The following is a 22631-nucleotide window of genomic DNA, read 5'->3' as shown; positions in this document are numbered from 1 at the left end:
GCGGGTTTTTTTCATCTGACTCCTGGGCACCGTTAACCGGCCAAGGAGTCGACGATGTCCAACCTGTGTTCCGCCCCGCGAGCAATCACCCCTCAGCAACTGCTGTCCGAGCAGGTTCGGCGTATCTTGGCCGCGCCCGTCTATGACCTGGCCATCGAAACGCCGCTGCAAGAGGCCGCAGGGTTGTCCGACAGGCTGGGTAATCGGGTACTGCTCAAACGCGAAGACCTGCAACCCACATTCTCGTTCAAGATCCGTGGGGCTTATACGCGACTATCGAGGTTGACGACCCGCCAGCGTCAGGCCGGCGTAGTGACCGCTTCGGCGGGCAATCACGCTCAGGGCGTGGCCATGGCCGCCGCGCACCTGGGCATGACGGCCACGATCGTCATGCCGTCCACGACGCCTTCGCTCAAAGTACAGGGCGTGCGCGCCCGCGGGGGACGGGTGGTGCTGCACGGTGACAGCTTCCCCCATGCCCTGGCCCATGCCTTGAAGCTGGCCGACCTGGAAGGAGCCACATTCGTGCCACCTTTCGATGACCCGGATGTGATCGCGGGTCAAGGCACGGTCGGCATGGAGATTCTTCGGCAGTGCCCTGGGCCGCTGCATGCCGTTTTCGTGCCGGTTGGCGGGGGTGGCTTGATTGCCGGAATCGCAGCCTATATCAAATACCTGCGCCCCGAAGTCAAGGTGATCGGGGTAGAACCGGAAGATGCCAACTGCCTGCAGGCCGCCCTGCAAGCTGGCGAGCGGGTGGTGCTCCCGCATGTGGGCACCTTCGCCGATGGGGTGGCCGTGGCCCAGGTGGGCGCCCACTGCTTCGAGCTATGCCAGCATTCTGTGGACGAGGTACTAACGGTCAGCAGCGACGCGCTGTGTGCCGCGATCAAGGACATCTACGATGACACCCGCTCGATCACCGAGCCGTCGGGCGCTCTGGCAGTTGCCGGCATGAAGCAGTACGTGGACCGTGAGGGTATTGGCGGGCAGACACTGGTGGCTATCGATTCCGGGGCCAACATCAACTTCGATCGGTTGAGGCATGTGGCAGAGCGCGCCGAACTGGGTGAACAGCGCGAAGCGGTGATTGCGGTGACCATCCCTGATCAGCCCGGTAGCTTCCGGGCGTTCTGCCAAGCATTGGGCAAGCGCCAAGTCACGGAATTCAACTACCGCTGCCAGCCGGGCAAACCTGCGCGTCTGTTTGTTGGAGTGCAAACGCACCCCGTGCAGGACCCGCGCGATCAGCTGTTGAGCGGGTTAAAAGCACAAGGCTATGACGTTGTGGACCTGACTGACAATGAACTGGCCAAGCTGCACGTGCGCCACACCGTGGGTGGGCCCATGGCGCCTGGCAGTCACGAGCAGGTGCTGCGTTTCGAGTTTCCAGAGCGCCCCGGGGCACTGCTGGCGTTTCTGGAGCGCCTGGGCCAGCGCTGGAACATCAGCCTGTTCCATTACCGCAACCACGGTGCAGCCCATGCGCGGGTGTTCGCTGCGCTGCAAGTGCCTGCCGATGAGCGTGCCGGGTTATTCGTGGCGCTCGATCAGATGGATTATCGCTACTGGGACGAAACGGATAACCCGGCTTATCGGCTGTTCCTCGGCTGAGGCGGCGGTTCATCGCTCGCGCATGAAGAAACCGGCCACGAACTTGCGGAAGGTTTCAGGGCTCTTGAAGTCGGCATACCGTTTGAAGTTCTCGGTATCCGGCTCGGGCCCGATGGGTTGTTCAAGCAGCGATATGGACAGAACACGGTCTTGGTCGGACGTCATCACCAGTTCATCCATGAGCTGCCCGCCAACCACCGGACGGCGCATCTGCACCTTGACGCCCTTGCTGGCCATCCAGTCCACCAGCGATACCAATGCCTTGAGCGGTTCGCGTTCTTCATCGCGATAGACCGGAAACAGATGGCCCCGCGATAGCACCGGTACGCTGGCCACGTGGATCAGCTCAAAGAAGTGACTGCCGGGAGTCGTAGGTGAATAGAGTGCCAGCGTCAGCAGCGGGCCGCAGGTGCGCTGACCACCCCAGTACAGATGGTGGCCCTGGAAATCGAAACCGTCTTCGCTTCGGTAGTGAAAGACCTTGCGGCCCTTGATCTGGTCGATGCAGTCGAGCAGTAGCCCATGACGCCGGTGATTGCCAAAGATCGTGGCCTCACGCAGACGCGCCTTGAGCATCATCATGTGCTTCATGTCCAGGCGCGTTTCCAGGTAGTTGCTGGCCGGTACCCGTTCCACCAGCGGATAGCGACTGGCCACAGCACGCAGTTGAGCGAATTGCCCGGTCAGGTCCTGCTTCAAATGCGTGGCGTAAAGGTTCAGGCCGCTGGTCTCGATCCACGTCAGCAACAAGGCCAGCAACCGCTGTTGTTCGCGGCGCTCACCTGGCCCGTTAGTGCTTGTGCTTGCGCCCGTGCGAAAATCGCCGATCAGCCGCAGCGGCGTATCGGGGGGCAGCCAGGCCACCGGCTGGACAGGTGCCTGTGCACGCTCGGCCGCTTCCTGTTCATCTTTGGTAAAGGGGCAGCCTGGGGCATGTTCGGCCGTGCCAGGGTTGTTCTTGAGAAACAACGTACCGGTGTTGCCATTGAGGGTGACATTGAGCACAGGCAGGGCATCGGTGCGGCAATCGCAGGCCAGCCACTGGTTAGCGTTGCGCACCTTCATCAGCATCTGGTTGGCCTGCAGCAGGCGGGGCCCGGCCAAGCCGCCGGTGGCAAAGTCCACCAGCAGCGCGTCTTCGGCGGGCGTCAGGCTGCGCACCTGGGCGGCGGTCTTGTCGATGATACGCATTGAGCGGCTCCGTGCTATGAGCTTCAAGCTTCCAGCAAAGCGGTGCCGCTTTCAACCGTCAGAAGATGTAGTCGGTGGTCAGGAAACTCGACCGCCGATTGCGGATGATGTCACTGAACAAGGCCTTGTTGTCGTCCTCAAAGCGCGTTGCCACCAGGGTGCGTATGGAAAAGACCCTCAAGGCATCGTGCACCGAAAGAGTACCCTCGGCGCTGTTCTTGCGGCCATTGAACGGATAGGTGTCCGGGCCTCGCTGGCATTGGGTATTGATGTTGATGCGACCGACCTGGTTGGCGAAGATGTCGATCAGGCTGCCGACGGTGGCAGGATCGTTGCCGAACAGGCTCAGCTGCTGGCCATAGTCCGAGTCCAGAACGTAGTCGATGACCGTCTGCAGATCGCGGTAAGGGACGATCGGCACAACCGGCCCGAACTGTTCTTCCTGGTACACGCGCATCTGCGCCGACACCGGATACAGCAGGGCTGGATAGAAGAACGAACCCCGGCTGCGCCCCCCGTGTTCGTTGACCACCCGTGCTCCCTTGTCAGTCGCATCGTGCACCAGGCCGTCCAGGTAATCGATCTTGCCGGGTTCAGGCAGCGGTGTCAGGGCGACGCCAGGCTCCCAAGGCATGCCCGGCTTGAGTGTGGCGAGCTTGCGCGTGAACTTGTCGAGAAATGCCTCGACCACATCTTCATGGACGAACAGAATCTTGAGCGCCGTGCAACGCTGGCCGTTGAACGACAACGCGCCGGTCAGGGCCTGCTCGACGGCGTTGTCCAGATCGACCTGGGGCAGCACGATGCCGGGGTTCTTAGCGTCCAGGCCTAGTGCCGCGCGCAGCCGATGGGGCCGTGGGTGCAGCTTCTTGAGATCGCTGGCAGCCTTGTGGGTGCCGATGAAGGCGAAGACGTCTACCTTGCCGCTGGCCATCACTGCGCTGACGGTCTCGCGGCCCTTGCCGTAGATGACATTGATGACACCAGGCGGGAAGCTGTCGCGGAAGGCTTCGAGCAGCGGGCGGATCAGCAGCACACCAAACTTGGCGGGCTTGAACACCACGGTGTTGCCCATGATCAAGGCCGGAATCAGGGTGGTGAAGGTTTCGTTGAGTGGGTAGTTGTACGGACCCATGCACAGCGCCACGCCCAAAGGCGCGCGGCGTATCTGACCCAGGGTGCCCTGCACGAGCTCGAAGCGGCTGGAGCGTCTGTCCAAGTCCTTGAGGGCATTGATGGTTTCATTGATGTAGTCGCAGGTGCGGTCGAATTCCTTTTCCGAATCCGCAAGGTTCTTGCCGATTTCCCACATCAGTAGCTTGACCACGGCCTGACGCTGCTCGCGCATGCGCGCCAGGAACGCTTCCACATGGCCAATGCGCTCTGCTACCCGCATGTTCGGCCATGCTCCGCGCCCCTTGTCATAGGCTTGAACTGCAGCGTCCAGTGCGGTCATGGCCGTGTCGGCGTCGAGCAGCGGAGCGTGGCCCAGCACCACTTGTTGCTCCTGGCCGTTGTCCTTGAGCCAAACGGGGCTACGGACTGTGGCCAACGGTCCGTCCCAATGGCGCAGTTCACCGCCCACAAGGTAGTCACGTTGTTCAAGCGGAGCACCCAGTTGCCACGCTTGAGGAACGTCGGCGGCGTTGGGATAAAGATTGTCGAGCAAGGATTCCATGAAACTGCACCTCACAGTGGCCGAGAAGGGTCTAGCACAGTGAAACGGTTCAGCGACGAGCATGCGCCTGACCCGGTCAGAATACCAGCGCACAGCAAGCGCTTTAGCAGTGCGCCGGTCCCCCGGCGCGTGATCACGGTGTCACAGGTCGAGCTCGAATAGACCCTCTGCAGGTTGTTCCAATAGGGATTGCCGGTCCGGCCCTGCATTATCGATCACGGCCAACCGGCGCCAGAACTCCCGGCGCGCTCGTTCGGGGTGGGTGAGGAACGGCCCAGCCTCCAGCAGCGCCCTGAGGTCGCGCCGGTATTGCAGTGGCAAGCGGCGCCACAGCGCAAATTCAGGTGGGCCGGCCTGTTCAAAGAAGTCGGTGTAGTCGGCCTCATTCACCAACAGGTCCACGTCGTGGATTTCGTTGTACGCTTCGATCTGGCTCAGTATCGGCCCTGCCAGCCATCTGCTTTCCATAGACAGCGGGTCGGCTACCTGAACGGGCAGGGCGAAGCCGTCGGGTAGCTGCACGAACTGGTTATCGGTCAGGTCGACGGTGAGCGGCTCCGTTAATTGCGCTAACCCCTGTGGCAACTCGGTCAGCGAGCATCCTGACAGGAACAGCGACCTGATACCTGGATTCAGGCGCAGGTCAGGCGCGGCCAGCAGCGGATTCTCACTAAGATCAAGTACGGCCAGGCCGGAGTAACTTTGCAGGGTAGTCTGGTCCGTGGCGTCCCAGGTGATGCGGTTGCGTTCCACATCCAACCAGCGCAGTTGCTGGCCGAAGGCCAGGCGAGGCAGGTGGTCGAAGCGGCAATCGCCAAGTAGTAGCCGCCTGAGATTCGGAAACCGCTGGTGGAAGGCCGCAGGTAGCTGGCTGAGTGCGGAGTTCCCGCGCAGAGACAGGTGCTCGATGTGATTGAAATCATCGGTTAGCGGCAAGCTAGCCAAGTCTTCATGCGTCAGATCCAGCTCGGAGAGTTCGAGGCTGTATAGACGACCGCCGCCATCGAGCACCGTGCGCGACACCCGTTGCCAGGCGTTGATGACAGGGCGCACGGCAAGGTGGCGCTGATGTGGGTGCTGGGGATTAGGGGCGGCCCACTGAGCCAGATCACGACGCAAGTTCTCAAGACGGGCTTGCAGGTCGCGCAAGCGCTGGGTCGGCGAGCGCATGTCATGTAGGTTGTCTTCGTCCTCCTCTTCATTGAGCCAGTCGGCAAACTCTGCGTCGGTCGCAGTGGGAAAAAGACGTCGATAGGCTGCGCTCAACGAGCTGGTCTGACGTGGCGCTGCCGGCAGTGGCTCAAGCGGCTGCCCGCCACGCAACCAGCCTCGTGTGGCCAGGCGCTGGCTGCGCTGCCCATAAAGCCTGGGTGCGAGGGTGGCACGGTTTGCCTTGGCCCATGTCATCACTCGGTGGCGAAGAGAGGCGCCATCCGTATGTTCGATACCCAGCAGGTCGCGACGGGCGCGAGGCAGTGCCTGTTCGATGGCCTGGCAAATATCGATACTCACCATGCCGGGCGCAGGGCGCTCTCCAAGGAATCCTTCATAGCCTTGGCTTGATTTGATCACACGAACGAGCGGACCTACGCCGGTATGAGCCAGGATCGGGCCGTCAGGGTTACCGGCGCGCAATTCCAGACGTATATCGGCGGGCCAGTCCGGCATGGCATCAAGCGCGCTGAATAGCAGACGCTGGGTGTCGGCATTGGCCAGCGCTGGCTGTACGAGCCCCTCCAGCGCCCGCACCAGAGGTAGCTCGCTGTGCACCTGTTCTACCGATTGGCGGATGCTGGCAGGCAGTGTCCCTTCCTGTTCCCAGGCCAGAACTTGGCCAGCCTCCAACCGGCCCAGCAGTTGCCTGGCCAACGGCGGCGTGAGGCGCGGGTAGGTCGATAGCAAGCGGTCCACGCCAGGGGCGTGCGACATGCTTGGGCTGTAGCGCTGCTCGAACCACTGCGACGCGTCTTGTGCGTTCATCGAAGGGCATTCGGCGCTAATGCGCAGCCGTTGCAGAACATCCAGTAGCAACGGCGGCGCCGGTTGCCCGCGAAGGTGCAGGTCTCGCAGGCTGTGGGCGTCAATGCCAGTCACATCGCACGCTTGCTGGATGTGCTCTGCTGTAAATGCCTCGAACGGCTCACCCAGGCGCTTTACCAGCGTTGCCAGCGGCCAATCGCCTGGCTGCTCGTGCTGGGCGCGCCAGGCGCCTTGACCATTGTGCTCAAGGGGTGGCTGCCAGGCATCTGCCCGCTCGGGGTGGACGATCTGCCAACGCGACAGTGAAGGCTCCAGCCGCTGCTCATAGAGGTGTCCGTCCATCTTGATGAAGTACCGGCCGTCATGCAGGTACTGGCCCAGCGCGTTGGGCCGCAACTGCGTTGGCAGCGCTTCATTGGAACGGTAGGGGGCCAAGTCCTGGTTCCAGAGCCTGAATGTGCCATCGCTGCCACGTACCTCTTGCAGCGCCGTACCGCGCAGTTTGCCGAACAGTCGCGGCAACGCGTGTCCTGCTGCGGCGAAACCGCCTAGCAACGCAAGGTTGATCCCAACCGATTCGATGTGCTCTAGCGCCAGATGACGATCGCCGGCTTCCCAGGCTTCATAACCTTCGAACGCTTCGTCCAGGAGCTGGCAAGCAGTGACGGCCAACATGAAGGTGCCCACCGCTGGTACGAAAAAGCTGGCGATGTTGAGCAGGTCCCAGCCGCGACTTTCCCACGTCGCCAGACGTTGGGCCCTGGCATTGGCGTCAAACTGTGCGGTGGGAACGGCGAGCAGACTGGCTTCGTGCTGCAGACGTGCCCAGTGCCGGACATAGCAGTCGCTAAATGGATCCCCCTCAATGGGTTGACGGGCCGGGCGCAGGTCAGCGCCCACGGCGCGTTCCCAGGGGCTATCGAGTGGGGTATTGCCATTCGCGTCCAGGTTTTGCTGCAACATATCGAAGAAGTGGCCGCGTTGGTCTTGGGCTACATACCCTGCGAACGCTTCACGCGCTGCTGGCTCGAGCAGCAAGATGGCCAGCGCTTCATGCACGGCTGCCAGGTCCTTGCAGCTACGCAATGCAGGTTCGTGGCTGGGCAGGTACACACCTAGGCCGGCCTGGCCCAGGTCGATCAGCATGACTTCGTACAGGACGGTGCCGAACAGGCTCAGCCGCCAGCATGGCAAAGGCTCGCCCTGTAACAGGCGGTCAAGGTCATCGCGGGCGCTGCCGCTGATCAAGTGCCTAAGCACAGCCAGATCCGCCGCCATCTGCAGGCGAGCTTTGAACACCTGCAACATGTGCGTTTTTACCGCCGGGCTGTCGAAATACCTTTGCAGATGAGCCTGGTAGGCACTTCCCAAATCCAGCGCTCGCATCATGACGGCGAAAGCGGCTGGCGTGAGGGGCAACGCAGTTACATGGTAGCGTTCCGAGTCGATGGAAAATTGTGCATTCGGCACTTGCATGCCAATCGGCGCGGTGCCTGTCACCCTGACGGGCGTGATGTGAATATCCTTGCTCAGGGCGATTGCACTCTGGGAAGAGAAAACTTCATCCTCGGCAAAGTTCTGCAGTGCTGCCCTTACGATGTTTTCCCGTTGGTGGCTATAAACATAGCGCAGGCCGACCCATCGCCAGGTTTGCTCGACGCGCAGCAACTCGCAGGCTTTCAAGTCCACATTCAAACCTTGCGCCTGCAAGCCCTGCTGCACGGCACGCTCTGCGAATTCTGCAACTTGTTCCAGGCCGCGCATCGCTCGACCCAGCGCTGCCTGCGCGTTGATCAATCGCCGATGACTGGCGGCAACACTTTCCCTCAGATCCGGTGGGGCATTGCAGAACCAGTCTTGGGTTTCCCAAGGGGGTTGTTGCGTGTGCTTGAGGGCCTGCCATTGACGCGCGGTGGCCCGTGCAGCCCAATGTGGCAAAGTTGTCGGTGACAGTGAGTTGCTTTCAGACATGTGGCGCGAGCTCCTTTTGTTGAGGCGCTATCACACGTCATGGGTATTTGATGCGGTGGTACTGGGTTATTACCAGGCGCTATAACTCATAGCTTGACCCAATCGCGACCGGGCTGCGCCGTGGATTATTGGCGCCATAAAACATATGGCTTTTATAGAGGCTCGCTACTTGCCAAACACTTTAATAGCACCTTAAATTGTTACTGAATGTGAAACCTCAAGTAATGCAATGCCCTATTAATCAATAGGTTAGTCGTGCTTCGGCTTTTTATATGTCTGCAAGAACGCAGAACCTACAATGGACGTCGAATCTGATGAAACAGACGCTCTGGGCAGTGACTCGTCGCTCACTGTCACCCTCCCAGCGATATCGGTTACGGCACTTGGCAACCCAGGCCCGTGAGATTGCCGCCCGTGCCTGTGTCTGGCGTTGGGAAATCAGTCGGTTTCGCCTACAACACGAAAGTGCCCATGACATCCTTTATGTGGGCCGCAAACAGCAACGCGACATGGCAAAGTTGCTGATGAGCGGACTGTCCAGCCCCCTCTCTTCAGTGATCAGCCCTGTACCAAACGCCCGACGTCCCGTGGTGATGGTGAGCGAAATTCCTACCGCGGGTGCTCTGACGGTGCCTCACTACGTGAGTGCCGTCGTGCCGTTGGGGCGCCCCCTAGACGACATAACCGCGCGCTATGACAGCGAGTTGCGCCGCAGCATTCGCAAACACCGGCCCCTTTACCACATGCGCCAGGCGGTGTCTGACGAGGACATCGAGATGGCGGACCGGGAGTTCTTGCGCCCTTATGCCACAGCCCGCAAGGGCCTTCTTGCGTCGCAAATACCGACCGATGAAGTCTTCAGGATCGCCAGGCAGGTCGGCAGGCTCGACCTCATCGTCCAGGGTGATCACGTGATCGGTTGTCACCTGGGTTGTGAAGTGGTTCGCGACGGCAAGCGCTACTGGAGCACTTTGCGTTTCGGCTACTGCGAGGCGGTGTTCTCCAATGCCAAGCGTCTGCGTGAAGTCAACTCTATTACGACTTACATGGCGCTGGAGTGGGCGCTTGGGCAGGGCTTCGATTACTACGACATTGGCCTGTGTCTGGCGCGGCCCGACGACGGGCTGTTGAGGTGGAAGCGTCGAAGAGGCGGCGACATCGACTCGCTTGGCAACCATGCCCACCTCTTCGTGCGCCTGCCCAAATCCGGCATCGCCCATTTTCTGTGGGAGACGCCATTGTTCGCAGTCGAAAGTGACAAGCTTACGCTGCACCTTGGCGTGCCAGACGGCGCGAGCGTGCAGGCGCTGGCCAGCCGTTATCACGAAATGGTCTTTGGCGGGCTCAGCAAGATCTACTTGTATGGTGCCGCGGAGGCGGGCGATCAGCTGGTCACGGCGCTCAAGCAGCGTTATGCAGGCCTGCCATCAGCGCCGGCAATGGAGATCATCACCTGTACCTGATTGCGGTACAGGCAACGCACGGGCCAAGCGGCCACCTTAATCGACAATTTCGCGTGGAGACGTTCAATGGCAGGTGATAGCTTGCAGCCCAGCACTTTGCCCGCGGCCCCGTCGTCGCGCTTATGGACCCTGGCTGCTTATCAGTACATGTTGCGAAAGCGTCTGCTCAGGCAGGCCTCGCCAGATATCAGGAGCATTGCCGAGCGTTCGTGGGACATTGCGCCGGGTGAAATGTCCATTACCCCGCCCGCGATATTTTTGCCAGGCCAGCTCGAGCGCGTCACGGGCTGGGAAGGCAAGCGGTTCTATCCCTTCGTGCATCCGCGCTCGACCATGGAAGGCGGCATCCGGACCGCGCATGGGCCGACCCGCGGCTATTTGTGCAGGGACGTGTGGCTGATCGACGGCGCGTTGTACAAGGGCAAGGCTGCCCAGTGGCTGTCGCACCGGCATAGCGCGTTTGCGCCCCTGAGCGTTGAGCATGAGATCGATCGCGGGGCCATCTACTGCACGCATAACGGCAATGCGTGGTTCGGCACCTGGTTGATGGAGGATTGCCCGACCTACGCGCTGGCCTGCAACGAGGGCATGCCCGTCACCACCGCGCCCTCCGTGAAATACCCGATCTTCACCCAGGCCCCTGCCTATGAAGCATGGCTTGGCATGCAGCCGCATCGCCTGCGCACGGCGTTCTTCCGCGAACTGGTGCTGTTCGATGACCAGAGCAATAACCGTGACCGTCATGCCCGGTATCGGGCAATGGGCGACAAGCTTCGTGCGCATGTGGCCCACGCCTCGCACCCAGGCGTATTTCTGCTGCGCGGCGGCGATGGCGACCTGCGCTTGCTGCGCAACGAACTGGCACTGGCTGAACACTTGCGCGTCACCCGGGGGTTTCGCGTCGTCGATCCGTTGAAAAGCGACGTGCCTTCGATCGTCGCAGCCTGCGCCGGGGCGCATGTGGTCATCGGGGTGGAGGGGAGCCAATTGGTTCACGGCGTGAACGTGCTGGAGGCGGGCGGGTGCCTGCTGACCCTGCAGCCGCCGAACCGCTTCGTCAGCTACTACAAGTACCTCACCGACCGCGACCATCAGCACTTCGGTTTCGTGGTTGGCTTGCCCGACGGGGAGGGCTTTCGTATCGACATCCAGGAAGTGGAGCGAACGCTGGACCTGTTCCCGTCTCCGGCGGTGTAGTATAGGCCGATTCCAAGGGATGGGGGCAAAGCGACGATGCTTGAGGTATCTCGGTTCTGGCGTGATCCGGCACTGCCCTTCGTCGAGGCGCGTGTGGTGGGAGACGGGCGCCAGGTGTGCCACGCATCCCACTCCCACGAGAGCTTTTCGCTCGGGGTGATCACCGGCGGGCGCAGTACTTACGTCAGCGGTAACCAACAGTTCGAGGTTGCGGCCGGCAGCACCGTGTTAATCAATCCGGGCGTGATTCACGCGTGCAATCCTGTGTCGGGTCTGCCGTGGTCATACATCATGCTGTTCATCGACACGCCGTGGCTGGCATCGGTAGGTTTTACCTGGCCGAGCCAACGATACAGCGCAGCCCCAGGCCTGTATCAGCAGGTGCTATCGGTATGCGCCACGCTGTTTGACCCCGATGCGGCCGAGCGTGAGCAAGGCCTGATATCGATGCTGTGCGACCTGCCCAGCTTCCTCGACCATGAACCGGCGCCTGAGGCTGCGCTCAACCCGCGCCTTGAGGCGGCCGCAGCGTTCATCCGCGCCCACCGAAGCGATCCGCTAACGCTACAAGACATTGCCACGGCATGCGGCTTGTCGCGTGCCTACCTGATCCGTGCCTTTGGCAAGCGCTTCGGCCTGACGCCGCACGGTTACCTGCTCGATCAGCGTGTGCAACTGGCCCGGTCGCACTTGCGCCACGGGCAATCGATCGCCGAGGCAGCCCAGCACGCGGGCTTTGCCGATCAGTCGCACTTGCAGCGGGCATTCAAGCGGCATCTGGCGGCCACCCCCGGGCATTATCGGTAAGCCGCAGAGTCTATATGACCAGCCCTACTGCGCTGGCGATCAACAACGCAGCAAGCGTACGATTCAATAGGCGCAGCGGGCGCGGGCTCTGCAGGTGCCGCCCTGCAACGCTGCCCGCCCAAGCCCAGCAGGCCACGGACACGAAGCATATCGGTGCGTATATCCCTGTAAAGATCCACAACGCCTGTTGCTCGCCTGCTGCATAGGCGCCCACCCCGGCCACTGCGGCAAGCCACGCCTTGGGGTTCAACCACTGCATGGTTGCCCCGCACCAGGCTGAAGGGGGCGCGCAGGTATGAGCGGCGCCCAGTGCGCCGTCGTCGCTGGCGAGTCGCAAGGCCATGTAAAGCAGAAACAGCACGCCCCCGGCCTGGAGCACACCCTGTAGCGGCGCCCAATGTGCCAGTAGCTGATGCAGGCCGTTGCCCACCAGCAGCAGGAGCGCGCAAAAACCCAGTGTCGCGCCTGCTGCGTGGCCCAGGCTGGCGGGAAGGCCGTGCCGAACGCCGCTGGCCAGGGCCACTACATTAACCGGGCCTGGCGAAATGGAGGCCGCCAGTGCGAAGGCGGCCATGGACAATGCTAGATTCATGGCAAAGTACTCACGGGTGATGTGCCGGGCATCATCCAGCCACAACGTCAGTCCGGTATTGAACAAAAGTGCCCACCCGGCGCCGGTGAACGCACCGGCTGCACACGGGCATAGGTTGCTAACGGTTTGTAATAGTTTTGCGCTTACCGGAAAACCTGCTGTGCTTGTAGGATCATCTTCCCTAATTGTTATTCAGGTCACTATGAGCACCTTCGCGGAGCCTCCCAGTCCCCGGCCTTGCTGGCCACATCGTTCAATCCCCTCAATCTCTACGAGTATTCGCTAATGGAATGGCTGGCTGATCCGACGGCCTGGCTAGGCCTGCTCACGCTTATCGTCCTGGAATTGGTATTGGGTATCGACAACCTGGTATTCATCGCCATTCTGGCTGACAAGCTTCCCCCTCATCAGCGCGACCGCGCCCGCATCATTGGCCTGAGCCTGGCGCTGATCATGCGCCTGGGTCTGCTGGCGAGTATTTCCTGGATGGTCACGCTTACGGCGCCATTGTTCGAGGTGTTCGACAAGAGTTTCTCGGGGCGCGACCTGATCATGCTCTTTGGTGGTGTGTTCCTGCTGTTCAAAGCGACCATGGAATTGCATGAGCGGCTCGAGGGCCATGTCGCCCAGACCAGCGGCCCGGTACGTCACGCGGCCTTCTGGCCAATCGTTGCGCAGATCGTGGTGCTCGATGCGGTCTTCTCTCTGGATGCGGTGATCACCGCCGTGGGCATGGTCGAACACCTGTCCATCATGATGATCGCGGTGATTTTCTCCATCGGTATCATGATCGTGGCCAGCAAGCCGCTGACCCGGTTCGTCAATGCCCACCCGACGGTCATCATGTTGTGCCTGGGCTTTTTGATGATGATCGGTTTCAGCCTGACCGCAGAAGGCCTGGGCTTCCACATCCCCAAAGGCTATCTGTATGCAGCGATCGGCTTCTCGATTCTGATCGAGCTGTTCAATCAGCTGGCCAGGGCGCGGCGCAAGCGCAGCCTGCAGCAGCATCGGCCTTTGCGTGAGCGTACGGCGCATGCGGTATTGCGTCTGCTCGGCGGTCGTCGCGTCGAAGCTGACGAAATCGGGGAGGAGATCGCCGACATGGTAGAGGGCAATGGCGAACAGGTGCTGTTCGATCGCCGCGAGCGGGTCATGATCAGCGGCGTGCTGAACTTGGCCGAGCGCCCGATCCGGACAGTCATGACCGTGCGCTCGGAAGTCGACGTGATCGATCTGGCTCAACCGCCCGACGCCATCACACACGCATTGATCAGTTCGCCTTACTCGCGGCTGCCGCTGATTCGTGATGGTCGGGTGGACGAGCCATTAGGCTTCGTGCACAAGAAAGAAATGCTCAAGGAACTGTTGTCGGGCAATCAGCCTGACCTGGAGGGCATGGCCCGCGCCCCGTTGAACCTGCTGGACAGCTTCAGCATCCTTAACGCCCTGGAACAGATGCGCAACCAGTCCACCCATATTGCTTTCGTGGTCAACGAGTTCGGGGATTTCACAGGCGTGCTGACCATGACCGATATTCTCGAATCCATCGCCGGTGAGCTACCTGACGCCAGTGAAGTCGAAGGGCCTGGGATCATTCAGGACAGCGAGGGCTTTGTCGTCAGTGGCGCAGTGAACCTGACCCAGGTGCAGGCTCGAACGGGCTTCGCTGCTCGTGCGACCGAGGACTACCAGACCCTGGCGGGCCTGGTGATGAGTTTGCTCGATCGCCTTCCGGTGGTAGGCGATCGTATTGCCTGGAACGGCTGGACGCTAATCGTCGAGGCTGTGGAAGAGCGCCGGGTACGTCAGGTGCGGCTTAAACCGAACGCCGACGGTGACGCAGCATGTGCTTGAACCCTTCGATGACCAGCACCACTACCGCAGCCCAGATGGGCAGGTAAGTGAGCCATTGGTCTGGACCGATGGTTTCGCCCAACAGCAAGGCTACGCCGACCAGCAGGACCGGCTCGACGTAGCTGAGCAGTCCAAACAGGCTAAACGGCAATAGCCTGCTGGCCAGGACATAAGCGATCAACGCGGACGCGCTGATCGCTCCCAGCACGGGGATCAGTACATAAAGGCCTGGATGGGCCTGCATGTCGGCGTTGGAGAGCGGCCCTTGCACCACGAAATAGATGGCCCAAGGCAACAGCAGGCACATGTCGCACCACAGCCCGCCTAGATGATCCGTGCCGCAGCGGCGCCTCAGCACGAAATAGATCGGGTAGCCGATAACCACCACCAGGGTTTCCCAGGCGAAACTGCCGTGCTGATACAGTTCATGGCCCACCCCAAGCGCTGCACAGCCCACTGCAATCTTCTGCAAGTGCGACAATCGTTCGCCGTAGACCAATCGGCCCGTGAGCACCATGGCCAGGGGCAACATGAAGTAACCCATCGACACTTCCAGGCTGCGTCCATGCAGCGGCGCCCACAGAAACAGCCACAGTTGCACGCCCATCAGCCAGGACGTACCCACCATACCCAGCAGCAGCTGGGGTGTACGTCTCACCCTGCGCAGCAATTCGCCCACCCTTGCCCAGTCCTTGGACACCAGCATGAACAGCGTCAGGCAAGGCAGTGTGAGCAGCGTGCGCCAACCGAAGATTTCCTCGCCGTCCAGTGGCTTGAGCAGCGATGTACAAAAGTACATCACGGCGAACAGGCAGGACGCCATGACCGATGTAACAATCCCTTTTGACACAAGTGCCTCGTATACAGGAGATGAGCGTTGAGATCAGCCGCGCATGATCTCAGGGGGCGTGCTTTGCGGCAACCGCGAAGCGGCAGGCTGCGCCGCCAGCGTCTGCAGAAACTCGGCGGCAGGCATGGGCTTGGCGTAAAGATAACCCTGCTGGAAGTGAACCCCGTGTTGCTCGAGGTAATCGCGCTGAACTAGCGTTTCGACGCCTTCGGCCACGATGCCGAGCCCCAACTTGACCGATAGTTCGATGATGGTTTCGAGAACGGCAACGGACAACGCGTCCCCGCCGATCAGCGCAACGAAGCTCTGATCTATCTTCAGGTAATCCACCTTGAATTGCCTGAGGTAATTGAGGCTCGACTGGCCCGTGCCGAAATCATCGAGGGCGATCATTACGCCGATCTCATGCAACTGCTCAAACAACTCAAGCGTCGTGGGCGAGGGTTCGAGCAACTTGCGTTCGGTCAACTCCAGCGTGAGGATGACCCGACCCGGTGGGAAGTGGGCCAGGAATGCGCGGCAATCATCCAAAAGCTCAAGGCTGCGGCAGTGGTCGGCCGTGATGTTGATGCCGATGTGGAATCCGTCATCCATCAGGGCGGCGTAGGGCGCCAGGCTGCTCGCCGTGTGCTTGATCAGCGAACGGGTCATCGCCACGATCTGGCCGCTGTGCTCGGCATAGGGAATGAACAGGTCGGGCCTTACCAGCCCTTCGCTCGGGTGATTCCAGCGCATGAGCACTTCGGCACCGGCCCAGCGGTAGTCCCCTCGACGAACCACCGGTTGGAAATAGGGCAGGAACTCGTCGGCTTCCAGCGCCCTGCGCAGTTCGGCACGCGGCGAGGTAGCCCGCCTGACCTGCCAGTGGCAGGCAACGCCGGCAAGAACGCCCAGCACTGCCAGCAAGCCTAGAAGCGCCAGATAGTGACTGCGCCAAAGCCGGCTCGACTGCGGCGCCATGTAGCCGCCTTCAACGCTAAACGGATAGTGTGCAGACGCGATGAATACAGGGGCGCTTATCGCAACCGGGGCTGGACCCTGGTGCACAATGCCGTCTCGGCCCATCCAGGCGCTTCCCACGCGCAGGTACAGCGCATGGCCTGCACCGAGCAGTCGCAGCGCCATCAGCAGATGATCGCCATCGACCGTGGTGATCGCCGCACGGTCTTTGTCACTGGCGCGATAGACCAGCAGCGGATGCCCAGGTGTAACGGAATTACCGTCCATCAACCACAGGTGCCCATCGACATAGTCGCTGGCTGTCACTGGTTCATCGAACGCGCCGAACAATGAACTGCAGTACAGCCGATCTTGCTTGACCAGGTTGGTCGAGCGAATGAAGGCGTTACGGGTGACTTCGCCACGTAACAGCAGCTGCGCCTCGGCGCAAGGGGTACCCGCCGAGGGCAGCAACGCGATCGCAGTACGTGAGGCCCCATCGAGGATGCGCTCGACGTGCTCGATGACCTGCTGGGCAGACGCTCGGCTGCCAGCTTGCAGATCACGCTCGATCTGCCAGTTCATCACGGCGATGCCGCATGCGATAGGGAATGCGCCGACCATCCAAGGCAGCAGGGTTCGCCAGCCGAAGCCTGAGCGCGATTTTCTAGAAAGGGGCATAGTGGCAACTAATCTAGGGAGACGCTACAAAGCATAGCCCCGTGCCCAGGGGCGAGGAACAAATACGGGACAAAGCAAATTACGCTGTGTAGAATCGATTTACGAAAAAAACAATAAGGCTCCTTTGTTTCGGAGGAGTCACACCTGCTGAGTACGGGTCCTATGACATACCCTGGCTTCAGATTGATCATCGGCGACTTCCTCGCGCGCAGTGTGCGGGGCATTCCGTGCTCCCCGCCAGCGCTGTTCGACATCCCAGGCAAACATTGAATCCGCTGCAGATGAGGACACGCACATGGCTGATATTTTCGACAATCCTATGGGTTTGATGGGCTTCGAGTTCATCGAACTGGCTTCGCCTACCCCCGGTGTTCTGGAGCCTGTATTCCAGATGTTGGGCTTCACCAAGGTGGCCACCCACCGCTCCAAGGATGTGCACCTGTATCGACAGGGCGACATCAACTTGATCCTGAACAATGAACCCAGAAGCGTAGCGTCGTATTTCGCCGCCGAGCATGGCCCGTCTATCTGCGGCATGGCCTTTCGTGTGCGCAACGCTCACGACGCTTACGCCCGCGCGCTCGAGCTGGGCGCTCAGCCGGTCGAAATCGAAACAGGTCCCATGGAATTACGTCTTCCGGCGATTAAGGGCATTGGCGGTGCCCCGCTTTATCTGATCGACCGTTTCGAGGAAGGCAGCTCGATCTATGACATTGACTTCAATTTCATTGACGGCGTGGATCGCCACCCGACCGGTGCGGGCCTGAAGGTCATCGACCACCTGACCCATAACGTGTATCGCGGGCGCATGGCCTATTGGGCCGGCTTCTACGAGAAGTTGTTCAACTTCCGCGAAATACGCTACTTCGACATCAAGGGCGAATACACGGGTTTGACCTCAAAGGCCATGACTGCGCCCGACGGCATGATCCGGATTCCGCTCAACGAAGAATCGTCTAAGGGGGCGGGGCAGATCGAAGAGTTTCTGATGCAGTTCAACGGTGAAGGCATCCAGCATGTCGCGTTTTCGACCGATGACCTGGTCAAGACCTGGGATGCTCTCAAAGGGCTGGGTATGCGGTTCATGACCCCGCCACCGCAGACCTACTACGAAATGCTTCCCGAGCGCCTCCCTGACCATGGTGAGCCGGTGGATCAGCTTCAGGCACGTGGCATTTTGCTGGACGGAGCAGCACAAGCCGGGGACAAACGACTGTTGTTGCAGATTTTCTCTGAAACGCTGCTGGGGCCGGTGTTCTTCGAGTTCATCCAGCGCAAGGGTGACGATGGTTTCGGCGAAGGCAACTTCAAGGCGCTGTTCGAGTCCATCGAGCGGGACCAGGTACGCCGTGGCGTGCTGAGCGTCGAGTAATGGCCGGCAGTGCCGTCATCGTCCTGGGCGATCGACGGCACTGTCTCGCTGCCTGACGCGCATCTTGCCCAACACCACGTAAATTACCGACCCCGTCATGAGCCCCACCAGCATCAATGAAGGGAGCACGTTGAACACGGCCGTGCGGATTTCCTGGGCGATGTAACCCTCGGGATAGCCACCCACCACCCGGTAAGGGTAATGAGTGGATGCCAGTTCATGGGTAAATTCGGCGACAGAAGGCCTTTCACCGTGCAGGCTATCGCCATCCTTCCATACGGCGTGCTTGTCAAACTCGAGCACGAGTGTGAGTCCGTCTTTGAAAGCGTCAAGTTCAGAGCGTAATTGTATCGGAAAGCTTGTTGCAATCACGCCTGTTCTCTCACCTTGCAAGTGCATGTTCATCAACAGATAGCCCTGCGCATCCAGCATTTGGTGATCGAATGTCAAGAACTCTCCCGTCGAGGCGATTTCAGTCAGCACTTCAAGCGAGTCCGATGCGGAGTTGCAATAGGCCTTGCCGTCCTCGATAACTGCGAGCGACCTGAGCATTGAACGGCTGGTCACTTGGTCGACCAGGGCGCGTTTGATCCTACTGCAAGGCTGACCTGCTAGTGGCAGCGTACTCATGGCGACTTCATGCACACGGTCCAGGGCTTGATCGACGCTGAAAACAGCCTCGCGCACCGACACTTCAGCATTCTCTTCTAGCTTGGCCTCCTGCTGATAGTTAATGACCAGCAGTCCCGAAAAGACAGGTACCAGACCTACTGCCATCAGCAGTACCAACTCAAGCAGGCTACGTCCCGCATGCACGAACTTGTCCATTGATAACCGTTCCTCAAGCCTCGCGCTGCCCAGGATGGGCGGCTGGTTTGATCCTAGGTCGTTGTCAAAAGCGGCACTGTAGGGGGAGAGCCGTGAAAGTGTGGGATTTGGTTAGGCTTGGTGTAGCTGTCATCCGTTTATCTAAACGGTATCGCAGCCGATCGACGCGCTCGCATCGGCGCATCCGGGGCAGGGAGGTCATTGTGTGGCGTTGGCCTATGCTAACGTGACACGTCGCACGAGCCCTGTGCGTAGGCCCACATCCAGACCACAGCCTTTGCTTTATGACGGAGAATCACATTGGTCGGCAAAAAAGGAACTAGAGCCCCAACCGCATCGGTCGCAAGGGAGCTGTCCAAACGCGCACTCTCGGGCGATTTGAAGGAACAGGTGATGCGCTTCGATTGGTCGCAAACGGCGCTAGGGGCCTTGCCACACTGGCCTGCCTGCCTGCGCATCGCCGTCGATACAATGTGTCACTCACCTTTTCCGTGTGCAGTGGTGTGGGGCAATCAGCTGACAGTCATCCCCAACGACGCCTATGTGGCGCTCAAGGGGGCGGCAGGCACATTGGGCGCGCGTTTCGATACGCTGTGGCACGACCAATGGGAGAGTCTGGGCCCGTATGTGTTCGACGCGCTAGCGGGCCGTTCCAGTTTTATCGAAGAAGCGCCAGTACGCGTCGGTCATTGCGATCACGCTGAAGGACCTTGGTGCGCCTTGGGTTATACCCCACTGAACGATGAGCTGGGGGAGGTTGCAGGGTTTGTCCATACAGTTATCGAAACCAGTGCGAACAAAGGAGGGCGTGAGCATTGGCGAAGCCTGGCCAAGTCTTTGGAGAGGCAGATTGCCTCTCATGTCAGTGAGCTGGAAAGGCTCTGGCAGCTCTCAAGCGACGCCATGATGACGGTCACCCCCGACCTCAAGCTGCACAATGTCAATCCCACCTGGCTAAGCCTTCTAGGATGGGAGCTGGAGCAGGTGCAGCACTTGCCCATTCTGTCCCTGGTCCATCCTGCAGACCTTGCGCAGGTCCAGCTAGCGATTGAATCGCTGCTGCATCGCAACGATACCCACCCGATCGAGACACGCTTGCGGCACCGTGAGGGTCACTACCACTGGTTCAGCTGGAGTGCGCGAGTGGGTGCGAGATTGGTGACCATCGTTGGGCGAGACATCACCGGCGCACGCGAAGACGCCATGCGTCAGTCCCGCATGTTGATGCGTAACACCGAGCGCATGGAGGCGGTGGGGCAGTTGGCCGGCGGCATGGGCAACGAGATGAACAACCTGCTAGCAGGCATTGGGGGGGGGCTGGAGTTACTGCAACTGCGGCTCCAGGAAGGGCGCCTGGAACGTGTAGAGGAGTACGTGAAGCTTTCTCGTGATTCGGTGCTACGCGCCATGGAGCTGACTCAACGCCTACTCGCTTTCTCTCGTGATCGGCCGTCGGCCCCGAGACCGCTTCATCTCAATCGCCAACTACGCCTAAGCGAGCCACTGCTGCTGAGCGCTCTGGGCCCCGAGATGCACATTGACTGGCAACTGGACGTCGCATCCTGGGTCGTGTCCTTGGACGTTGCGGCGTTGGAAAACGCACTGCTGTGCCTGTGCGCCAATGCGCGCGAGGCATGCCTTGGCAAGGGCACCGTGACAGTTCGGAGCGTCAACGAACGGCTGAGCGTGCCTTTTCCGGATGAAACAGGACTGCCTGCGGGCGACTATGTGGCCGTGCATGTCGCCGATGAAGGTCATGGCATGCCGGCCAGCGACGTGGCCAGGGCTTTCGAACCCTTCTTCACCAGCAAGCCTCCAGGTCGGGGTGCTGGGCTGGGGCTGTCGATGGTCTATGGTTTCGTACGTCAATCGGGTGGCTATGCGTGGATCGAGTCTGCAGTGGGCGAGGGGACCAAGGTGAGCATGCTGTTCCCCCGCTGCTTTGAGGCCGTTCACGAAGCGCCCGTCGGCCGAAAAAGCCCGGGTCGGGTGGGGAGCGGCGAGCGTGTATTGCTGGTAGACGATGAATTGAACCTGCGTACGGTGATGCGCGAATATTTGCTTGAATCTGGCTTCGATGTCACCGATGCCGCAGATGCCAATAGCGCTCTGCAGCGCTTTCGCCAGGATGAGCCGTTCGATCTGGTGGTTACCGACATCGGGTTACCCGGCAGCTTCAGTGGCAGGCAAGTGGCCAGGGCCATGCGCATGCTCAAGCCCGAACAAAAAATTCTGTTCATCACAGGCTATGCCCTGCAAGAGATCGAGTCAGACTCCATTCAACAGCCCGGAACGGCACTTCTGCGCAAGCCGTTCCAGCTGGCGCAGCTGGTGGAGCAGGTACTGGAGATGATCGACAACTGATACGGGGCTGCCGTATGCCTAAAGGTCTTTCTGCAGATAAGGATCATCCGGGTTCTGGCGCTCGAGTTCGGCGAGCAGCACCTGCACATTCTGCAACTGCCCGGACTCTTTCCAGTACTCGATCAGCAGGACTCTGGCTTGCCGATTGGCGGGCGTCCTGCTCAGAATGGCTTCCAACTGCCTTTGGGCCGCATCCAGTTGCTCAAGATCATGCAGGGTCTTGGCAAGGCTCAGACGATACTCGGCATTGTCCGGCTCTAGTTCCACCGCCCGTGACAGCGCCAGCAGTGCGTACTCCTGCTGGTCGTGACGAATCAGCCAACGGCCGAGCTCATGCTGCAAGAACGCCGAATCGGGGTTTGCTGCCAGCGCATCGGCCAGCACCTGACGTGAAGCATCCTGCGCCCCTTGGCGCTCAAGCAAGGTCACCTTCAACGCCACGGCATCGAGGTTACTGTCATCGCCTGCCAATGCCCGCTCGATGGCAGCGCCCGCCTTGGCATACTCGTCCTCGTGCAGGTACAGGCGGGCAAGCTGGACCTGAGCATCGACGTCCTGGGGCTGGGCGAGCAGAACCTGTTCCTGCGCTTGAATGGCTTGGTGCAAGGCGCGGATGTAAAGGCCCATGCTGTCAGGGTCCACGCCCAGCAGCGCCCCTACGGCCGCAAAACGAACGCTCTGATCGCTGTCTTCGAGCAGGGGGCCAAGTACCAGGCTCCGCTGAGGCCCAGGCAGCAGGCGGCTGATCGCGGACACGGCGGCGCGGCGTACGATGGCATCGGCATGGTTCAGGTCTGCCTGGGCCAGCTTGAAGGCTTGCGCAGACGGGTAGTTGGGGAGCTCGGCATACAGGGCCGCTCGGCGGATGGCCGGTAGGTCACGGCGCTGCAGCTGTTGGTACAAGACCCGTGCAGCGCCGGGCTGACCGTCATGTGCCTGGCGCAGTGCCTTCACGTAACTGTGCGGGGGCAGGGCTGGCTGTTCAGGCTCCACGTCGCGCCACAGATAGCCGAACAGCGCTGACAGCATCATCAACGCCAGCAGTGCAATCAGGTAGCGGGTACGTCTTGGCATCGGACGGTCCGTGTGTCAGGAGTGGCAAAGCTTGGGCCAGCCTACGGGCAAATGCAACCGGGGCTGGGCACGCGTGTGGCGGGCTGGGCGTGAAACCCCAAGCCTGAGCAAAAAAAGCCCCGCAGAACTGAATCGGCGGGGCAAACGGTCGGTCATGGACCCACCAAAGGAGC

15 protein-coding genes are annotated in these 22631 nt (G+C 60.7%); 7 read left to right on the top strand and 8 right to left on the bottom strand.

The genetic code is table 11. The features are described from left to right. Window positions 1-54 precede the first annotated feature (54 nt). A complete protein-coding gene (ilvA, locus tag ACF8E5_RS11245; protein ID WP_392475281.1) occupies window positions 55-1614 on the top strand; it encodes a threonine ammonia-lyase, biosynthetic in 1560 nt (519 codons plus the stop codon). A gap of 9 nt (window positions 1615-1623) precedes the next feature. On the opposite strand, the gene ACF8E5_RS11240 is transcribed toward ilvA, so the two are convergent. From ACF8E5_RS11240 to ACF8E5_RS11230, 3 genes are all read right to left on the bottom strand, one after another. Continuing rightward, window positions 1624-2805: a hypothetical protein gene (locus ACF8E5_RS11240; RefSeq protein ID WP_326383494.1), complete on the bottom strand. Its 1182-nt coding sequence runs from the start codon at window positions 2803-2805 to the stop codon at window positions 1624-1626. Between the two features lie 58 nt (window positions 2806-2863). Then, window positions 2864-4483 carry an NADP-dependent glyceraldehyde-3-phosphate dehydrogenase gene (locus ACF8E5_RS11235; RefSeq protein WP_145257428.1) on the bottom strand — a complete coding sequence of 540 codons (1620 nt, stop codon included), beginning with the start codon at window positions 4481-4483 and terminating at the stop codon, window positions 2864-2866. A 141-nt stretch (window positions 4484-4624) separates the two neighbouring features. Continuing rightward, window positions 4625-8434 carry a dermonecrotic toxin domain-containing protein gene (locus ACF8E5_RS11230; RefSeq protein WP_392475280.1) on the bottom strand — a complete coding sequence of 1270 codons (3810 nt, stop codon included), beginning with the start codon at window positions 8432-8434 and terminating at the stop codon, window positions 4625-4627. Between the two features lie 314 nt (window positions 8435-8748). Between ACF8E5_RS11230 and ACF8E5_RS11225 the strand changes: the two genes are divergently transcribed. The 3 genes from ACF8E5_RS11225 to ACF8E5_RS11215 all read left to right on the top strand — a co-directional run bounded on the left by ACF8E5_RS11225 (window position 8749) and on the right by ACF8E5_RS11215 (window position 11901). After that, window positions 8749-9897: a hypothetical protein gene (locus ACF8E5_RS11225; RefSeq protein WP_326383491.1), complete on the top strand. Its 1149-nt coding sequence runs from the start codon at window positions 8749-8751 to the stop codon at window positions 9895-9897. Between the two features lie 66 nt (window positions 9898-9963). Beyond that, window positions 9964-11094, top strand: coding sequence for a glycosyltransferase family 61 protein (locus ACF8E5_RS11220; RefSeq protein ID WP_326383490.1), 1131 nt, complete (start codon window positions 9964-9966; stop codon window positions 11092-11094). Window positions 11095-11130: 36 nt separating this feature from the next. Beyond that, window positions 11131-11901, top strand: coding sequence for an AraC family transcriptional regulator (locus ACF8E5_RS11215; RefSeq protein WP_196186231.1), 771 nt, complete (start codon window positions 11131-11133; stop codon window positions 11899-11901). A gap of 10 nt (window positions 11902-11911) precedes the next feature. On the opposite strand, the gene ACF8E5_RS11210 is transcribed toward ACF8E5_RS11215, so the two are convergent. After that, on the bottom strand, window positions 11912-12493 hold the full coding sequence (locus tag ACF8E5_RS11210) for a LysE family translocator (RefSeq protein ID WP_326383500.1): 582 nt from the start codon (window positions 12491-12493) through the stop codon (window positions 11912-11914). Window positions 12494-12778: 285 nt separating this feature from the next. On the opposite strand from ACF8E5_RS11210, the gene ACF8E5_RS11205 reads away from it, so the two are divergent. Continuing rightward, window positions 12779-14350 (top strand): TerC family protein, encoded by a 1572-nt coding sequence (locus tag ACF8E5_RS11205; RefSeq protein ID WP_058637763.1) that lies wholly within the window; start codon window positions 12779-12781, stop codon window positions 14348-14350. Here the strand turns inward: ACF8E5_RS11205 and rarD are convergent. Both rarD and ACF8E5_RS11195 read right to left on the bottom strand, forming a co-directional pair. Then, a complete protein-coding gene (rarD, locus tag ACF8E5_RS11200) occupies window positions 14313-15200 on the bottom strand; it encodes an EamA family transporter RarD (RefSeq protein ID WP_392475279.1) in 888 nt (295 codons plus the stop codon). The genes ACF8E5_RS11205 and rarD overlap by 38 nt on opposite strands. Window positions 15201-15233: 33 nt before the next feature. Then, entirely contained in the window at window positions 15234-16820 is a 1587-nt protein-coding gene (locus tag ACF8E5_RS11195; RefSeq protein WP_326383489.1) for an EAL domain-containing protein, read from the bottom strand. A gap of 295 nt (window positions 16821-17115) precedes the next feature. On the opposite strand from ACF8E5_RS11195, the gene hppD reads away from it, so the two are divergent. Continuing rightward, window positions 17116-18192, top strand: a complete 1077-nt coding sequence (gene hppD, locus ACF8E5_RS11190; RefSeq protein WP_027914930.1) for a 4-hydroxyphenylpyruvate dioxygenase — start codon at window positions 17116-17118, stop codon at window positions 18190-18192. Window positions 18193-18207: 15 nt separating this feature from the next. Here hppD and ACF8E5_RS11185 read toward each other — a convergent pair whose 3' ends face one another. Next, window positions 18208-19020 carry a CSS-motif domain-containing protein gene (locus tag ACF8E5_RS11185; RefSeq protein WP_058637760.1) on the bottom strand — a complete coding sequence of 271 codons (813 nt, stop codon included), beginning with the start codon at window positions 19018-19020 and terminating at the stop codon, window positions 18208-18210. Window positions 19021-19413: 393 nt separating this feature from the next. On the opposite strand from ACF8E5_RS11185, the gene ACF8E5_RS11180 reads away from it, so the two are divergent. After that, window positions 19414-21384, top strand: a complete 1971-nt coding sequence (locus ACF8E5_RS11180) for a response regulator (RefSeq protein ID WP_081321284.1) — start codon at window positions 19414-19416, stop codon at window positions 21382-21384. An 18-nt stretch (window positions 21385-21402) separates the two neighbouring features. Here the strand turns inward: ACF8E5_RS11180 and ACF8E5_RS11175 are convergent, their stop codons facing one another. Continuing rightward, the gene (locus tag ACF8E5_RS11175; protein WP_196126076.1) at window positions 21403-22458 is read right to left on the bottom strand and encodes a hypothetical protein; all 1056 of its coding nucleotides are present in this window, start codon (window positions 22456-22458) and stop codon (window positions 21403-21405) included. Between the last annotated feature and the right edge of the window lie 173 nt (window positions 22459-22631).

This window comes from Pseudomonas sp. WSY_20, assembly GCF_043104335.1.
Taxonomy (GTDB): Bacteria; Pseudomonadota; Gammaproteobacteria; order Pseudomonadales; family Pseudomonadaceae; genus Aquipseudomonas; species Aquipseudomonas parafulva_B.
Note: the sequence above shows the minus strand (reverse complement) of the source record. Positions and strands in the feature narration are given on the sequence as shown.

Bases quoted from the DNA above. Each gene is read 5' to 3' on its own strand.
- ilvA (WP_392475281.1), top strand. From the start codon at position 55: ATGTCCAACCTGTGTTCCGCCCCGCGAGCAATCACCCCTCAGCAACTG.
- ACF8E5_RS11240 (WP_326383494.1), bottom strand. From the start codon at position 2,805: ATGCGTATCATCGACAAGACCGCCGCCCAGGTGCGCAGCCTGACGCCC.
- ACF8E5_RS11235 (WP_145257428.1), bottom strand. From the start codon at position 4,483: ATGGAATCCTTGCTCGACAATCTTTATCCCAACGCCGCCGACGTTCCT.
- ACF8E5_RS11230 (WP_392475280.1), bottom strand. From the start codon at position 8,434: ATGTCTGAAAGCAACTCACTGTCACCGACAACTTTGCCACATTGGGCT.
- ACF8E5_RS11225 (WP_326383491.1), top strand. From the start codon at position 8,749: ATGAAACAGACGCTCTGGGCAGTGACTCGTCGCTCACTGTCACCCTCC.
- ACF8E5_RS11220 (WP_326383490.1), top strand. From the start codon at position 9,964: ATGGCAGGTGATAGCTTGCAGCCCAGCACTTTGCCCGCGGCCCCGTCG.
- ACF8E5_RS11215 (WP_196186231.1), top strand. From the start codon at position 11,131: ATGCTTGAGGTATCTCGGTTCTGGCGTGATCCGGCACTGCCCTTCGTC.
- ACF8E5_RS11210 (WP_326383500.1), bottom strand. From the start codon at position 12,493: ATGAATCTAGCATTGTCCATGGCCGCCTTCGCACTGGCGGCCTCCATT.
- ACF8E5_RS11205 (WP_058637763.1), top strand. From the start codon at position 12,779: ATGGAATGGCTGGCTGATCCGACGGCCTGGCTAGGCCTGCTCACGCTT.
- ACF8E5_RS11195 (WP_326383489.1), bottom strand. From the start codon at position 16,820: ATGCCCCTTTCTAGAAAATCGCGCTCAGGCTTCGGCTGGCGAACCCTG.
- hppD (WP_027914930.1), top strand. From the start codon at position 17,116: ATGGCTGATATTTTCGACAATCCTATGGGTTTGATGGGCTTCGAGTTC.
- ACF8E5_RS11185 (WP_058637760.1), bottom strand. From the start codon at position 19,020: ATGGACAAGTTCGTGCATGCGGGACGTAGCCTGCTTGAGTTGGTACTG.
- ACF8E5_RS11180 (WP_081321284.1), top strand. From the start codon at position 19,414: ATGCGCTTCGATTGGTCGCAAACGGCGCTAGGGGCCTTGCCACACTGG.
- ACF8E5_RS11175 (WP_196126076.1), bottom strand. From the start codon at position 22,458: ATGCCAAGACGTACCCGCTACCTGATTGCACTGCTGGCGTTGATGATG.